Below are 14,184 nucleotides of genomic sequence, written 5' to 3'. Positions count from 1 at the left end.
TAACTGTTTTGAGGCTTTTATAATACACCCAATTTTATTCTTTATTTAAAAAAGCAAGAACAGTAGCGGATAATGCCATTGTACCAGCAGCAATTGCTGGTTTTTCGACGATATATTTTGGGTTGTGGTTGAGCACCTCAGGTAACTTTTGACTTTCAATAAAGTCTTTATAAACCCCTTGCTTTGCAGATCCTACTTCAATAAAAAGTATACGCGTATTAGGAAATGGGCTGCCTAACATTTGGAAGTCTTCTGATCCCATCAATGGTGGCAAACCTAACAAAACTTTGTCTTTCCCTAACACTGTCTCCATAGCTTCTTTAGCGAGTTTAGTGTCTTCTGGATGATTATTAATAACCGGTACAGCATAGCCCTTCATGGTGTAACTTGGCATTCTGTCCTCAGGAATAGCATACATTTTTGCTATGTTATCTGTTACTGACTTAATACCTTCAATCATTTGTTGTCGTTCATTTTTGTTGTACCAACGTAAATTAACTTTTAACATCGCTTCTTCAGGAATAATATTATTGCTATCTCCTGATTGAAAGGCACCTACAGTCAAAACCGCTGGTTGATACTGATCTAGCGATCGGGTAACAATGGTTTGATATCCCATCACGGCCATCGCCCCCATTACGACGGGATCTTTTGCTGCATGTGGTGTTGACCCATGGCCTCCCACCCCTTTAATTTTAACATCTATCTGATCTGTGCCTGCCATTCTTCTGCCATCTCTAATAGCAACAGAGCCTGCAGGCATTACACCCATGGTATGGGCCGAAATAATAATATCTGGTTTCGGGGCAACCTTATAGAGACCATCGTTCACCATCGCGGTTGCACCTTCTATAAGCTCTTCAGCTGGCTGCGCCACGAGAACAAGCGTACCACTCCACTCATTCTTGCGTTGCATTAATTGTTTCGCCATACCAATCAGCCACGTGGTATGGGCGTCATGTCCACAAGCATGCATTACAGGTAACATGTTACCGTGTTGATCTTTTTTAATGGCGCTACTTTTATAAGGAAGGTTCGTTTCTTCTTTTATCGGCAAGGCATCCATGTCACTACGAAACATAACGGTAGGTCCTTCACCATTTTTTATGATGCCAACTACACCTGTTTTTGCAATGCCAGTATGAACAATAAAACCATTCTTTTTTAATTCATCAGCAACTAAGGCCGCTGTTTCATACTCCATGAAAGCGTGCTCCGGATTTTGATGTAGATGCTCAAATATTGACACTAAGCGTTGCTCATCTTTGCTCACCGACTTTTGAATAGTATCAGCAGAGGCATAGATTGAAAGGAGTAGTATTGATAAAGAAAAACTACCTGAAAAAAAATTTCGTTTACTGTAGCTAAACATAATTAATCCTATTGTATATAAATGGGCATAACGGATAATATGGCCTCCCCTTACCGAACGTTTTCTATGTTGCACATTGGAAGTTGATTAAATCTTCAATCAAACAAGAATCCATATATCCTCAATTAAAGTCGTTAGCTTTAATTTTGCCAAACTTGTTTTAAGTATTCATGGAATTTGCAAATATGACAAGCCAAAATTACGAAAAAACACTAAAATAAACAAGTTGTTATATTATCTAACTTAGAACCCTTCAACCAATGGAGAAATAGCACCAATATGATCTTTAGATAAAATATATAGTTAAAATTATTATTAAATTTGATAAAACATAATTGCTTTAAGTAAGGAATGACCTGAAATGTAGAATAATGTGATTTAACATAATCTGATAACCAAGGGTATTATTAAAAAAATCACCCCCCTACATAAAGCAACAGTTTATTAATCAACACTTATCTAGAAAGTAAACTTCTTAATATTCTTTTAATTTCTTCTCTACCAGAGTAGGCTTGCCAAAAGCTTAATAGCGTTATAACAGTTGCAACAATCAGCATAAACCACTCTTTATGAACAAGGTGTGTACCAATAGCTCCGAGCATAATCATTGTTAAACACAAAGAAACAAGTGCGGATAACTTAGGAATAAGTAAACCTACTGCCCCAATAACTTCGACTATACCTATAAAATACATAAATCGTGTTGAGTATCCCCATCTGGCAAAGGCTTCTACTTCGAATGTTAACGACAATAATTTTGCTACACCTGAAGCAAAGAAAATAATTGCGAGTATATAAATCGGGAAACGTGTGAACATATATAACCTTAATATTCCTACTGGAAGTGATAAAATAACCACTTAAGATAAGTAACTTAACAGCAAATGTAGATAAAAATTTATCGATATGTAAGAGCTTTATATTTGATTTAAGCACCCAATAAATCAAGATGCTTTAATTGTTTGTACCGTAATGCCATAGATAAACAGTGTGATAGTTCTTTAACTGGAATATCTTCACCTATTTTAAACACTAACGCTCGATTTCCCTCATAATAAAATAAATCACCATATACTTCTTTGAATGTTTCAATTAATCTTGTTTGGCAATGAAAACAAATACGATATTCATCAGGGTACTTTGATTTCCAATTATATCTTACAGTCGTACCTATTTTTGAAATATAACTAGGCTCCCCCCATTTCAGGGTTTCAAGCAGATCCGTTATTCCATTTTCTTTCGCGATCTCGAAAATAAGACCTCGAATAAAGTGTAGCGCCTCAGAAGTATCTTTAGGGTAACTTTTTAATGTATGTTTTACAGCTAAATCCATTTTATTTACTCAATATCTAAACGTTTAACAGCTTATTTTGCAAAGAATAAATGGAGCATAAGCACATGCCAAGCTTGATTTGTTACTACTTAGCTGCCTATGTTGCCTGTTAGTTGCCGATTACACCAATCGTTGATATATAAATCAAGAAGTTACCGAATATAAAAGAACCGACACCCGCAGGCCTGAATGTACTCTTAAATTTATGAGCTGACCAAACAGCAAATTTACGGTGTTTAACTGAGCCTAAGATTAGAAGCCCAATTCCTACTGCAATAAGTAAATAGCCAATACTTAAGATTAAATAAGGGTACAGTGTAGCTTGATGGAAAAATACAAAGATAAACCCTGTGATTAACCGGGTAATGATTTCAAACCAATGGAAGTATGGTTTTCTACTGAAGGTTATTATGCCATTCGACCAATAAACTGGATTAACAATCATGATTATGCTTAAGCACATCATGAGTAAACCAAATGCTGCAATGAAATACACTTAATTCTCCTAGATTACTAATACATAACTAACAGCAATATGGGGAAGAACAATGCCCGTTTAAGCAACTTGGTATATAAAATATACACGTTACTATTCCTCGAGAATAACTTCAAATCCGCCGTATATTAAACGCTTCCCATCGAAAGGCATGGGGTTCTGATCTGGGTGCATTCTAGGGTCGTCCATAATCGCTTTCCAAGCTGCATCTCGAACTTCCTTTGTTGGCCATACGATAGATGAAAATACGACTGTTTCATCTTCATTACATTTAACAGCCATTGGGAAAGATGTATGCTCACCATCAGGAACGTCATTTCCCCAACTTTCAGTAATCTTAATTGCCCCATAATCTTTAAAGATGATCGCCGATAACTTTGCATGTTTAATGTAATTTTCTTTATTCGCTGTAGGTACTGCAGCAACAAAACCATCAACATAAGACATAATTTACCCCTTGTATTTTTTAATAAAAATTAGAGTTCACATAACGAACAAATAATAAACAAATATCAGTTAGTTAAAATATGAAACATTGTAGTAAAACCAACTTTTTTTATTCTTGTTAAAAGTTTAATAGACAACTTGAAGACAATAGCTATTCATCACTTTTTCTTGAATCATCCTTATTTTGCATACTTACCCCAAAAGCGATACCTAAAGCAATGCCAACTCCCAGCCCAGCACCGATATTCCCCATTGAAGTACCTAAAGCTAATCCGACACCAACACCAAGAGCTATCCCAGCACCAATCTTATTTGATTTAGCTTTATCTTTTTTATCAGATGACATTTATTTCTCCAGAGTTCAAATTAGACTCGGTATATTGATAGATAACTATCACGCAAATCAGGGGCTAATATTGCTTAGTTAACTGTAAAGCGGAGCGAAACAGCAGACCCGATAATGAATTTACTTGTCGTAAATCTATTTAATCAAATTGACTTCTTTTTCTATAGCATAAATATCATCGTCAATCGTTTGAACACGCTCTTCGAAAATAGTTCTAGCATCATGTAATCCACGGTTGTAATAGAACGCGCCTAACTCTTTAGAAAAGAAGTCTAATAGAAATTCTGCATCAAATTGACCTAATTCTTGATCCAATTCTTTATCAAAATAAGATTGCAACTTATTAACCATCGCTTCTTTTTCTTGTTTTGTGAACTCGATATCAGACATTTATAACTATCAATCCTTAGGCTTATGATGCCCTAATTATGGGCGAGATTTTTTTAATAATACTTAGAGAAGCTGAGGATGCCAACAATTATAATTGTTCGATTGAAGTTCTTGTTAGCATTACTTTTCATTACTATGAAATTTTTCACTTTTTAAAATTGAAAGTTTGTTTAAAGCAACACCCATCAAAGAGAACATTATTCCAAAAACCACGCCTTCATTTGATAAAAACCTAACTTCTGGAAATGCATCAAATATTGAAGTAATTGAAATAGATAGGACTAAACCTAATACAGAAAAGGTTAACCAGATTTTTGTAGTTGAATTCATAAAGAGACTTTCCTTGTCATTTTAACGCCCTGTTAATGGGCAAATATCAGTTGGTTAAAATAAGGGACGCAGGAGCAAAAACCAACTGTTATTTGTCCTGTTAATTTGCTTGTTAGCTACACTACTGCTTAGTGTTCTTATTTATACTTGCATTTAATTGTTTAACAGTCTCAGTACATTCTGCTTTTTTTGAGCCTTTTAAGTCACTGCACCCCTTTGGTTTACTTTTAGTAGATAAAGGCTCTCCAGTAACAGCATGTTTTACTAGTTCAATATCGGCTTGTGTACCTAACTCAGCTAAAGTACGACCTCTTTGGTTGTCTTTATTTTCAATTCCAAGCTGCTCATCTAGAACAGCACCAACAATTGTGCATCCCTGAGATAAAACCATAAAAACTAGTAAAGTTAGAACTCTCATATATATCCACAACCCTGTGTAGCTAACGCCACGCTAAGCGGCAAAAAATGTTGGCTAAAATAAGCGAGGAACGAGCAAAAGCCAACTGTTTTTGTCCGTTCTTAAGCACCTTGTTAGGTGTTTTTGTAACCTAGCTAGCTTTTACACTTTGTATGCAACTAGATGATAAAACTATTGGCTCCATACTATAACGAATACCAGCTTTATCCATTTTACTTGGAAAACTATAAGCTTTTATCAACTCTAATGTATCCATATTTAACATAAATGTATATTCAATATTTTTAGCTGGATGAGAAGCTATGATATTAAAATACGGTGGTAATTTACTTCGAGTGTGATACCAAGAGCTTGAAAATGAAAGCTCATTTTTAGAGAAATATGTTGCGATGCACTCAGGGATTAGCAATTTACGATTTGATATTTGCAAAGTAAAATTTTGCACATTGAAATTTGCAGTTAAATACTTGGTTGGCAACCCTTTCAACTTGCCGTTTGCTTCAAGTGTAATACCTGTATCTTTATGAGCAAAACTAAATGAGCAAAAAAGAATTAAAAATAGTGAAAAACTTAACCGCATCCTGAGAAACACCTAACGCCCTCGTTAAGGGGCTTTTTATTAGTTTGCCATAATGTGTAGCGCAGCGAAACTCGGCAAACAGTAAAAAGTCCCGCTTGAACAGCTTGTTAGCCTTACTTTGGTACCAAGTTGAATGACGTTTTTAATGGAACTGAAACACCACGTATAGAGTCTTTCATTTCAAAATATACTGTCCATACGCCATATGGGTCACCCTTTTCACCAATATACTTAATAACTGTTTGAGTTAAAAATATTGATCTTGGGTCTTGCTCTAATTTCCCTTTAGCGCATGGAATATTTTTTTCATCTATAGAAAATGTACCATCTGGTTTCTCAACCTTTATATCGCATAAAATTTCGAAATTGGAAATTTGATCGAGTTTCGGGTTGGCAAAGAAAGGTAAAATCGTTAACTCCTCTCCTAGTTTTACATTTTCTGCTTCGGAAAAGTATGGGACATTTTCAAAAGGCGTATTCCATTTTTGTTCCCAGTCCTTATCAGGAGTGACAAGTAACCACCCACCAAAGCCAGAAATGCTTTTTTGATTTTCCCTATCAGGGGCTTTTGAACCATCATCCATTAGCCAATGAAAGTCATTACTACATATTGCTTGTGTAGAAAATAATAGAATCAAAAATACTAGAGTGTTTCTCATAACTATCCTTGTAAGGCTAACGCCCTTTTAAGGGGCTGGTAATAGTTTGCTAAAATTGTGAAGCGAAGCGGAACCGAGCAAACTGTTAGCAGTCCTGCTTTAAATGCTTGTTAGGTATTTTTTCTACTGAAGTCTTTAAATACAATATATAAAGATGTAACAATAAAGACCACATGAAGAATTACAACAAAATAAAACTCTTCTGGTTGTGTATCTAATAAATACTCATGATCTCGTTTATACCAGATGGAACCATTCTTATATGCTTGAATTAATGTCCACGAAAAATAAGCAGCACAAATAGACATAACTACTTTTAATATTGAAGCTTTATCTTTCTCATCGAGTTTGTTTGGCTCAGGCTCGTCATCGGGGTTTTCCTCTCTCAGCTTAATTTCATCTAAGAGTAACCCATACCTTTCAGGGTAAAGCTCTTTATCAATATTTTCTTTAACATCATATAACTCAATTAGAGTATATTTTTTATAGTCTGGATGCATGCCAATTTTGTGAAATACCTAACGCCTCATTAAGAGGCTAAAAATAGTTGGTTAAAATAAGCGACGAAGGAGCAAAAACCAACTGTTATTTGTCCTGCTTTAATGACTTGTTAGCTTTATTGGATACTAGCCTACAAATCTTTGAAAACCATCACAACTCTGGAAATATGTAGGTTTTTTCCGATTATTATGAGACTCAACTTCGTTAGTTAAATAAACCATATCTACAACTTCTAGAGTTGGGTATTTCATATATGTGTGAAAGTATTCTTTATTGATAGATTTTTTATAATCAGGTCCAAAAAAACAAAAGCTCAAACCTCCTTCTTCAGCACCTTTAGGAAAACCATGTCCATCAATAACTAGTTTATCAAAGAATATTTTTCCACCATTGATAGGAATAGATTTGACAATTACATAACCATTTATACTTAGTGACAGCAAATTTTCTATATCAACCCAAGCCTTTATTTCAGATTTTTCCAAGCTACACGTACTTGAATTGATATGCCCTGGGAATATAACATTCTGATTACGCAAATCTTCCAGCACACTTAATTTAGGCGTTGTTTCTCCTTGAGAAAAAAGCTCATTAGGGTGGTTAACGTATTCAAATTGTAATGTCGCAAAGTCCAAAGTTTTACTACAATTAAAAAAAATAAAAGGGACGCCATAATCAGCATGAGAAAAATTAGATAATATAATTGTAATTAAAAAAATATATAATCTCATCAAACACTCCTTTGTTGGATAGTAAAGCTAACGCCCTAATAATGGGCAAATTTTAGTTGGTTATAATAAGCGACGAAGGAGCAAAAACCAACAGTAATTTGTCCTTATTTATTAGCTTGTTATATGGCTTTTACTCTTGATAATCTTTTGGTATTTCAGCCTCGAATACCCGTTGAAGTTTTAAAAGAATTTTATGAGGTAACTCGGCTTCCGTTGAGATAAATTGAATTTCATTTTTTGCATCATTTCGGAATATTTCAGCAACAAAGACTTCCTTACCATCTATTAACTCTTTTAACTCAACTCCAATTCCGTCACGAACTATGTCACTAGCAACTTGGAATGTGAACTCCCGACCATTTATTTTCATGACAACTCCGAGAGCCATATAACGTCCCATTCAGGGGCTGATTAATAGTTTGCTAAATTGTGAAGCGTAGCGAAACCGAGCAAACTGTTAGCAGTCCCGTTACTGTAATGGCTTGTTATAACTCACCTACGCCAAACTTTCTTAAGCTCTCTGTAGATACCATCCATATCCTCATACTCACTAATAGCAATAAATTGATCATTAGTTAACTCAACTAAAATATGCTCACCCTTTTTCCCTTTATCGTTGTGAGATATTTTTGCGACATCACTAAGTTTGATCCTTTCATCAATTAAACCAGTCGACTGAATAATCTCTGTTGTATTAATCCTAATTTCTGAAAAGAACTCAACTTCTTTAAGATCTTGCCAATTGGAATAGTTCACGTAGCAAAAGAAACCCGCCAGTAAAAAAAGAATAATTTGATAATCAAACTTTAAGCGTTCAAAAAACTCTCTTAGAGTCAGGTTTTCATAAAAAAACCACAAACAGAAAACAACTAGTAAAAGATTAATTAATACATAAATTAAGCTATCTTTTTTCTGTTTTTTGTAATGAGACTTATCTAATTTATATACACGATTCATAGTGAGTTATAACAGCTTATTAGAAGGAAAAAGCCCTCTTTTCTACAAAGCTTTTTCTATCTAAATAATCATTTAATTTCTAATAAATTAAACTTTTAATGTCTTAAATTCAAACATTTATTTGGTGAACTAAGGTTTTATTCTAAAATTAGTTACTTTCTTTTAAACGTATTATGTTCAAAGGGTGTCCCCCCCCTTTCCTTTTATTAGTTAAAAGTGGAAAAAAATTTTAAATATACAGTAATGTCTTTATCGAAAATTTGTTTGAGATGTTAATTAAGTATTACTGACTATCAGCCTAACTAAGACACTAATTCTTTATATGGAAAGGACAAGAAAAAGTTTAATAGCGGTTACTATTAATTATCTCTTTAAATCGTAATTCTCTTACTAATTAAGTGATCTGAACCAAGTACGATTTAGTTTGCTTGATCAAATCTTTATATTTTCCTACACTTAAAATGTTAGCAATGACATTTAATGTCTAAGGTGGTTTTTATGATTTACGACCCTGATGCGGCAATGGATAGAGTTTTAATTTATTTTTCTGAAAATGTGAAGGAAATAACGAGTGAGGAGTACGAAGAATTACAGGCTGAGTTCCAAGAACTTGCCGCTTAATTAAATTAGCCAATAAACTTAAAAATTTATTGGCTTTTTTTATACATTTCGTTGAATAAACTCGAGTCGAAAAAAAACCGCAACATGACAAAGGTGCGGTTTTTAAGAATATGGCGGTGAGATAGGGATTTGAACCCTAGATGGGCTACAAACCCATGCCGGTTTTCAAGACCGGTGCTTTCGACCACTCAGCCATCTCACCAATTGCTTAAGCAAATAGAAACACTTGCTTGAAGACGGGGCGAATATTAAATAGTGTAAGAATATTTGTAAAGCGTTTATTTTTAAAATACGTAAGTTTTTTATCAAAACTTATAACTACTTGATAAAATCAAGGTGCTCTTGATAAAAATCTCCTAAGAAAGGTACTTTTTGTTGGTGCCCTTGTATTGCATGATATAGCGCAAATAGCCACGCCAGTATAACAGCAACATTAATTAGCCAACCTACAAGAGGAATAAAAGATAGTAGTGCTCCTGTAATAATTAAGCCCAATGATTGGCGCAAATGAAAGCTGGTAAAACTAGATTTATGTTTACCATAGAGTGCTATGGCAATTAACCAACCAATTAGGGTGAAATAACTAACTATAGATACCACTTTCGCCATGTCATAAGACTCAGACTTCAAGGGTGATTCGTAATAGCTTTCTCTGCTCGCATGCTGATGTTGCTTAGACTTATCCATTGAATGATACTGCATAAATTGGCACTCCATTGTGATAAAATCATTATCGTGCTATCAATTACAATCTAGTCCTAATAATCGTATTCGACAAGCCCTTTTTTATCTGTAGTTAGCATTTTAATCATAAGAGATTCTTATTATTAAGAATTTATTTTATCTTTTTTTTGTAACTGCTTTATTTTCAATAATTGAATAAAAGCAGTTGTTTGCTCCCTTAATTTCTGTATAAAGACTTGCGTATTTTGTTGATTGTGTTTTTGGTATTCTAACAACTCGAAACTATCTGTTAACTGTTTAATTTCATTTGTTAATTCTGGAAACCTTTCTTTTATAATTAACGAGAATTGATGGATAGTTTGGTAAGGCAATTTAACCAATCCATAAGACTCAAGAGCTGTTAAACACCTTTTAAACTCTAGCTGTGCAGGTGACTCTTTTAATTTACGAGGTTTATTGCCAGATAATCGATAAAACAATGCGAATAAGCCCATAACAGCGATTAAAGACATAGTGATAATTCCCGCTGTTTTCCATGGCATTTCTTTGCCAAACCAACGCTTTAATAGGTCATATTGCTGTTTTGCCGAATAACCTAATACCCATCGCGTCCATTGATAATCAATTGCATCGAGCTTTAAACGCAATGTATTTAACCAAGCTAATTGTTTAAAGCGATATAAACTGATCAAATCATTGTTTAAAGCTGATTGCTCTGCCAATAAATCTGATGACCACCCTTGTGAAACACGTTCGGGGTCTACCGCAGCGGTAGGGTCTACTCTATACCAACCTATACCATCAACCCAGATTTCAGCCCATGCATGAGCATCATACTGATAAATATTTAAGTGCCCGCCTTGTTCAGTACCCTCTTCGCTACTGGCATCATTATATTCACCTCCTAAATAACCTGTAACAACGCGTGCTGGTATTCCAGCAGCGCGCATTAAGTAGGTATAGCTACTAGCATAGTGCACACAAAAACCTGATTTTGTATCGAAGAAAAATTGCTCTAAGCTATTATTAGTGAGTATAGGTGGCTGTAACGTATAATAATATTCTAGACGACTAAACCTTGTTAATACCGCTTGAGAAATAGCTAATGCTGATGAATGTTTAATCTTTATCTCTTCTGCTAATTGCTCAAGTTTAGGGTATGTGCCTGAATGAATAGCAAGGTTACGCTTCCTACTTTGTGTAGATAAAGTTAATGCTATTGGCGCGTCAAGGTAGCTTTGAATTTTATAGTGATGTAATTGCGTTAAAATTCGACTATTTTGTATTGTATAATCGTCTTTCATTATCAGTTTAGGATCGGTTGTAGTCGCTACCGGTAAGGCAAAAAGCCAAGGCTGAAAACTCGGTTGCGCTATCACTTCGTAGGAAATTGGTGAGCCAGAAACCTCTGGATTGAAACGCCCTTGCCTTTCGCTATTATTTATTTCCTGTTTAGTCTTTTTTGCCCGCGTCCACTTTCTGCCATCATAATCCTCTAATGTCATCGAGCGCCAATAAAGTTTTGAATATGCGGGAATTTTTTGGCCATTAAAGTTTACCCGAAAAGCAAGTTCACTAGATAAAGCTAAATTAGCAATATCACCAGGGCTAACTTCATCAGAAAGCCCAGTTTTAGCTGATTTAACCAGTGGCACCTGCCAAAAAGGTGATAAACGCGGAAAAATCAAAAATAAAACCACGGCAAGAAAGCTACTTTGAAATAAGAGTATAAACACTCTTTTGCTTGCAAAGGTGATAGAAATAGATTTAGCAAACTGTTTATGCAACAAGCTTAAATTGATGGCTAGAAAAGATAAAATAAGCAAAGAAAAAGCTAAATGCTGAGTAAAAATAAGTGCTGAAGCTAATAAAAACATGCCTAGCAACATATGTTGATAATAATCAGCTCTTTTTTTGAGTTCAAAAGCTTTTAAGGTATAAGCAAAGGCAAGTAAATGTACCATTGAAATTAATATTCCAAATTGCCGCCCTGAAAAAGCTATAGCGACACAACCAGCAATAGCGAATAAAGTTAAAACCAGAGAATGGATCGTTTGCCTTTTAGTTGTTTGTCTAGATAAAAATAAAGCCTGCCAACAAAAACATAACGCCAATATAGCTATCATCCAACTGGAGAGTTCTGTAGCTAAGCTACTGAGATTAAGAAACTGACACAACAAAAGAAACCAAGCATCTTGCTTTGATAAGTTAAAAGGTAATGGCTGGTTTATCGTATTACTCATAATGCACCATTATCTTGGTTGACTTGACTCACTTGATTAAACTTGGCAAGTGCTAGTAAACAAGCCTTTTGATGTTCAATACCTGAGTTTGGCTCAATAATATTATTTGCATGTTCAGCGTTTTGATAACCAGCTTGGCTAAGATCAAGGCCAAAATCTTGTTCGCTAGCACAATATTCCAGCACTAAATAACACAGATGGCTTAGTTGTGTTTCAAGATCTGCTTTGGGCATATCATCTAGTCTTAACCAAAGGGCATTCGATTGCTGTCCTTGATAATGCTTTGTATAGGTTCCCTGCCCCCTAGCAAGCTGCTTCCATGCTATTTTCGCGCGTGATTCACCCAAAACGTAGTCTTTTAGTTCTTTAAAATCGTCAATACCTGTAGTGTGCTCATTTAATGTGTGAGTTTCATCTTCACTTGTTTGGCCTTTTTGTGAATATTGATTAGCATTTATTTTTTTAGGTTGAGGGTAAACAGTAACTTTATGCGAAAAGTCTAAAACAGCCCAAGCAACAAATAACCCAAAAGAGTACTCGCTCGACACTTTAACTCTGCCAGCACCCACAAAGCCACGTTTTGCTGCAAAAAAAGGTATAGCAAGCTCTGTTCTGCCGTCATTACAGTCTGCTATATGTACTTTATATTTTTCTTGCTGAACAAAGCCCAAAGTTAGATCGAAATGTTGTTTACTTGCAATGATATCAATTGGAATGAGAACTGTTTGTTTAGCAAACCCGAAGTGGTTTGCTGACGAGGATAACTCCAAAGTGGTGAAGTTATAGTAACTATGCATCATTACCGTAATAAAAAAGCTGGCAAGCAGGTAGCTCATCAGCATAATTATATTATTTTGGTAATTAGTCGCTAATAGAAATAACACCAAAACAAATAATAGATACGCAAAACCAAACTTTGTTGGCAATATAAAAATATTATTACGAAACAGTTTATGGCGACTTTTACCAGGTACTCGCCGTTTTAACCATGCTTCAAAGCGACGATTAAAAAAAGCTTTAATACTGATATTAGCCATTACAGTTTTAGTGGATTTAAAACATCCACACATTGAATAATATTATTGCATAATGAACTTTGCTGCTCATTATTGTGTTGTGCCGCCAGCTCAATTCTGTGGTGACATACGGCTGAAAAAACGGCTTGTACATCATCAGGAGTAATATAATCTCTATTATGTATAAACGCCCATGCTTTAGCTGAAGCGATCAGGGCCTTACCGGCACGAGGTGATAAAGGTTTACAATTTATCTCATCATTGACATTGTTCTGCTGATATTGACCTCGAGTTACTTGGCAAAGAGCAATCACATAGTGAGCAACTTCATCAGCCACATGCACTTGTTGACATTGGTTTTGCATTTGAGCAAGTGAATTAACATCAATAGCAGGCTTTAACGTACTCATATCCGCTGTATTACTTTTGCTAGCTAGTAATATTTGCTTTTCTGCTGCAACATCAGGAAAACCTAATGAGATACGCATCATAAAACGATCAAGTTGAGATTCAGGTAAAGGATATGTTCCTGCGTGAAACAATGGATTTTGAGTAGCAATAACAAAAAATGGCTCAGGTAAATAGTAAGTTTTACCATCAATACTTACTTGATATTCAGCCATTGCTTCAAGTAAAGCACTTTGTGTTTTCGGGCTTGCTCTATTAATTTCATCTGCAAGCACTACCTGATTAAAAATAGGCCCTTTGTGCAATTCGAAACTGTTTGTATCTCGATTAAAAACTGAAATACCTATAATATCTGCAGGTAGCAAATCACTGGTAAATTGAGCTCGTTGGTAACTAAGTCCAAGTGTATTTGCAAGCGCATGAGCTAGGGTTGTTTTCCCCATACCCGGTAAGTCTTCAATAAGTAAGTGACCTTGAGCCAATATGCAAGTGAGTGCTAAACGACATTCGTTTGGCTTCCCCAGTACAACTGATTCAATCTGGTTTAATATTTCATTAATTTCACGTTGCATAAAAAAAGCCTACTTACGAACTTATTAAAAAGAGTAAGTAGGCTTTTTAGCATGGATTTCAACTTATTGGTAGTAGTAAC

20 protein-coding genes and 1 tRNA gene are annotated in these 14,184 nt (G+C 35.0%); 1 reads left to right on the top strand and 20 read right to left on the bottom strand.

Translation table 11 applies throughout. The features are described from left to right. Window positions 1–34: 34 nt before the first annotated feature. From AC27GZ_RS10545 to AC27GZ_RS10475, 15 genes are all read right to left on the bottom strand, one after another. On the bottom strand, window positions 35–1,372 hold the full coding sequence (locus AC27GZ_RS10545; protein WP_487094967.1) for an amidohydrolase: 1,338 nt from the start codon (window positions 1,370–1,372) through the stop codon (window positions 35–37). Between the two features lie 455 nt (window positions 1,373–1,827). Beyond that, window positions 1,828–2,190 (bottom strand): DoxX family protein, encoded by a 363-nt coding sequence (locus tag AC27GZ_RS10540; RefSeq protein WP_487094966.1) that lies wholly within the window; start codon window positions 2,188–2,190, stop codon window positions 1,828–1,830. A 110-nt stretch (window positions 2,191–2,300) separates the two neighbouring features. Then, entirely contained in the window at window positions 2,301–2,705 is a 405-nt protein-coding gene (locus AC27GZ_RS10535; protein ID WP_487094965.1) for a DUF1801 domain-containing protein, read from the bottom strand. A gap of 109 nt (window positions 2,706–2,814) precedes the next feature. Beyond that, window positions 2,815–3,201: a hypothetical protein gene (locus AC27GZ_RS10530; RefSeq protein WP_487094963.1), complete on the bottom strand. Its 387-nt coding sequence runs from the start codon at window positions 3,199–3,201 to the stop codon at window positions 2,815–2,817. A gap of 93 nt (window positions 3,202–3,294) precedes the next feature. Then, entirely contained in the window at window positions 3,295–3,648 is a 354-nt protein-coding gene (locus AC27GZ_RS10525) for a DUF1428 domain-containing protein (protein ID WP_487094962.1), read from the bottom strand. A 151-nt stretch (window positions 3,649–3,799) separates the two neighbouring features. Then, on the bottom strand, window positions 3,800–3,994 hold the full coding sequence (locus AC27GZ_RS10520) for a glycine zipper domain-containing protein (protein WP_487094960.1): 195 nt from the start codon (window positions 3,992–3,994) through the stop codon (window positions 3,800–3,802). Between the two features lie 135 nt (window positions 3,995–4,129). Continuing rightward, complete coding sequence (locus AC27GZ_RS10515) at window positions 4,130–4,384, bottom strand: DUF2164 domain-containing protein (RefSeq protein ID WP_487094958.1); 255 nt, start codon at window positions 4,382–4,384, stop codon at window positions 4,130–4,132. Window positions 4,385–4,504: 120 nt separating this feature from the next. Continuing rightward, window positions 4,505–4,714, bottom strand: a complete 210-nt coding sequence (locus AC27GZ_RS10510; protein ID WP_487094956.1) for a hypothetical protein — start codon at window positions 4,712–4,714, stop codon at window positions 4,505–4,507. Window positions 4,715–4,835: 121 nt separating this feature from the next. Next, on the bottom strand, window positions 4,836–5,132 hold the full coding sequence (locus tag AC27GZ_RS10505; RefSeq protein WP_487094955.1) for a hypothetical protein: 297 nt from the start codon (window positions 5,130–5,132) through the stop codon (window positions 4,836–4,838). Between the two features lie 130 nt (window positions 5,133–5,262). Next, on the bottom strand, window positions 5,263–5,712 hold the full coding sequence (locus AC27GZ_RS10500; protein WP_487094954.1) for a hypothetical protein: 450 nt from the start codon (window positions 5,710–5,712) through the stop codon (window positions 5,263–5,265). 113 nt (window positions 5,713–5,825) lie between these two features. Next, the gene (locus tag AC27GZ_RS10495; RefSeq protein ID WP_487094953.1) at window positions 5,826–6,371 is read right to left on the bottom strand and encodes a hypothetical protein; all 546 of its coding nucleotides are present in this window, start codon (window positions 6,369–6,371) and stop codon (window positions 5,826–5,828) included. A 110-nt stretch (window positions 6,372–6,481) separates the two neighbouring features. After that, window positions 6,482–6,871, bottom strand: a complete 390-nt coding sequence (locus AC27GZ_RS10490; RefSeq protein WP_487094952.1) for a hypothetical protein — start codon at window positions 6,869–6,871, stop codon at window positions 6,482–6,484. Between the two features lie 126 nt (window positions 6,872–6,997). Beyond that, window positions 6,998–7,603 (bottom strand): hypothetical protein, encoded by a 606-nt coding sequence (locus AC27GZ_RS10485; RefSeq protein ID WP_487094950.1) that lies wholly within the window; start codon window positions 7,601–7,603, stop codon window positions 6,998–7,000. 130 nt (window positions 7,604–7,733) lie between these two features. After that, the gene (locus tag AC27GZ_RS10480) at window positions 7,734–7,991 is read right to left on the bottom strand and encodes a hypothetical protein (RefSeq protein ID WP_487094949.1); all 258 of its coding nucleotides are present in this window, start codon (window positions 7,989–7,991) and stop codon (window positions 7,734–7,736) included. Window positions 7,992–8,095: 104 nt separating this feature from the next. Next, on the bottom strand, window positions 8,096–8,560 hold the full coding sequence (locus AC27GZ_RS10475; protein ID WP_487094948.1) for a hypothetical protein: 465 nt from the start codon (window positions 8,558–8,560) through the stop codon (window positions 8,096–8,098). 498 nt (window positions 8,561–9,058) lie between these two features. Between AC27GZ_RS10475 and AC27GZ_RS10470 the strand changes: the two genes are divergently transcribed. Continuing rightward, window positions 9,059–9,181, top strand: coding sequence for a hypothetical protein (locus AC27GZ_RS10470; protein ID WP_487094947.1), 123 nt, complete (start codon window positions 9,059–9,061; stop codon window positions 9,179–9,181). Between the two features lie 111 nt (window positions 9,182–9,292). Here the strand turns inward: AC27GZ_RS10470 and AC27GZ_RS10465 are convergent. From AC27GZ_RS10465 to AC27GZ_RS10445, 5 genes are all read right to left on the bottom strand, one after another. Beyond that, window positions 9,293–9,383 (bottom strand) — tRNA-Ser (locus tag AC27GZ_RS10465). A gap of 116 nt (window positions 9,384–9,499) precedes the next feature. Beyond that, window positions 9,500–9,883, bottom strand: a complete 384-nt coding sequence (locus AC27GZ_RS10460; RefSeq protein ID WP_487094945.1) for a DUF4870 domain-containing protein — start codon at window positions 9,881–9,883, stop codon at window positions 9,500–9,502. 125 nt (window positions 9,884–10,008) lie between these two features. Continuing rightward, window positions 10,009–12,108 (bottom strand): transglutaminase TgpA family protein, encoded by a 2,100-nt coding sequence (locus tag AC27GZ_RS10455; RefSeq protein WP_487094944.1) that lies wholly within the window; start codon window positions 12,106–12,108, stop codon window positions 10,009–10,011. Beyond that, window positions 12,105–13,145, bottom strand: coding sequence for a DUF58 domain-containing protein (locus AC27GZ_RS10450; protein WP_487094943.1), 1,041 nt, complete (start codon window positions 13,143–13,145; stop codon window positions 12,105–12,107). Before AC27GZ_RS10450 ends, AC27GZ_RS10455 begins: the two co-directional genes overlap by 4 nt. Further along, window positions 13,145–14,104 (bottom strand): AAA family ATPase, encoded by a 960-nt coding sequence (locus AC27GZ_RS10445; protein WP_487094942.1) that lies wholly within the window; start codon window positions 14,102–14,104, stop codon window positions 13,145–13,147. Before AC27GZ_RS10445 ends, AC27GZ_RS10450 begins: the two co-directional genes overlap by 1 nt. Window positions 14,105–14,184: the final 80 nt, after the last annotated feature.

The organism is Colwellia sp. SU-HH00943 (assembly GCF_057546125.1).
Note: the sequence above shows the minus strand (reverse complement) of the source record. Positions and strands in the feature narration are given on the sequence as shown.

What these genes read in the sequence shown, in the direction of transcription:
- AC27GZ_RS10510 (WP_487094956.1), bottom strand. Translation starts at nt 4,714, where the DNA reads ATGAATTCAACTACAAAAATCTGGTTAACCTTTTCTGTATTAGGTTTA.
- AC27GZ_RS10455 (WP_487094944.1), bottom strand. Translation starts at nt 12,108, where the DNA reads ATGAGTAATACGATAAACCAGCCATTACCTTTTAACTTATCAAAGCAA.
- AC27GZ_RS10520 (WP_487094960.1), bottom strand. Translation starts at nt 3,994, where the DNA reads ATGTCATCTGATAAAAAAGATAAAGCTAAATCAAATAAGATTGGTGCT.
- AC27GZ_RS10495 (WP_487094953.1), bottom strand. Translation starts at nt 6,371, where the DNA reads ATGAGAAACACTCTAGTATTTTTGATTCTATTATTTTCTACACAAGCA.
- AC27GZ_RS10485 (WP_487094950.1), bottom strand. Translation starts at nt 7,603, where the DNA reads ATGAGATTATATATTTTTTTAATTACAATTATATTATCTAATTTTTCT.
- AC27GZ_RS10470 (WP_487094947.1), top strand. Translation starts at nt 9,059, where the DNA reads ATGATTTACGACCCTGATGCGGCAATGGATAGAGTTTTAATTTATTTT.
- AC27GZ_RS10525 (WP_487094962.1), bottom strand. Translation starts at nt 3,648, where the DNA reads ATGTCTTATGTTGATGGTTTTGTTGCTGCAGTACCTACAGCGAATAAA.
- AC27GZ_RS10450 (WP_487094943.1), bottom strand. Translation starts at nt 13,145, where the DNA reads ATGGCTAATATCAGTATTAAAGCTTTTTTTAATCGTCGCTTTGAAGCA.
- AC27GZ_RS10515 (WP_487094958.1), bottom strand. Translation starts at nt 4,384, where the DNA reads ATGTCTGATATCGAGTTCACAAAACAAGAAAAAGAAGCGATGGTTAAT.
- AC27GZ_RS10480 (WP_487094949.1), bottom strand. Translation starts at nt 7,991, where the DNA reads ATGGCTCTCGGAGTTGTCATGAAAATAAATGGTCGGGAGTTCACATTC.
- AC27GZ_RS10460 (WP_487094945.1), bottom strand. Translation starts at nt 9,883, where the DNA reads ATGCAGTATCATTCAATGGATAAGTCTAAGCAACATCAGCATGCGAGC.
- AC27GZ_RS10535 (WP_487094965.1), bottom strand. Translation starts at nt 2,705, where the DNA reads ATGGATTTAGCTGTAAAACATACATTAAAAAGTTACCCTAAAGATACT.
- AC27GZ_RS10545 (WP_487094967.1), bottom strand. Translation starts at nt 1,372, where the DNA reads ATGTTTAGCTACAGTAAACGAAATTTTTTTTCAGGTAGTTTTTCTTTA.
- AC27GZ_RS10475 (WP_487094948.1), bottom strand. Translation starts at nt 8,560, where the DNA reads ATGAATCGTGTATATAAATTAGATAAGTCTCATTACAAAAAACAGAAA.
- AC27GZ_RS10540 (WP_487094966.1), bottom strand. Translation starts at nt 2,190, where the DNA reads ATGTTCACACGTTTCCCGATTTATATACTCGCAATTATTTTCTTTGCT.
- AC27GZ_RS10505 (WP_487094955.1), bottom strand. Translation starts at nt 5,132, where the DNA reads ATGAGAGTTCTAACTTTACTAGTTTTTATGGTTTTATCTCAGGGATGC.
- AC27GZ_RS10490 (WP_487094952.1), bottom strand. Translation starts at nt 6,871, where the DNA reads ATGCATCCAGACTATAAAAAATATACTCTAATTGAGTTATATGATGTT.
- AC27GZ_RS10500 (WP_487094954.1), bottom strand. Translation starts at nt 5,712, where the DNA reads ATGCGGTTAAGTTTTTCACTATTTTTAATTCTTTTTTGCTCATTTAGT.
- AC27GZ_RS10445 (WP_487094942.1), bottom strand. Translation starts at nt 14,104, where the DNA reads ATGCAACGTGAAATTAATGAAATATTAAACCAGATTGAATCAGTTGTA.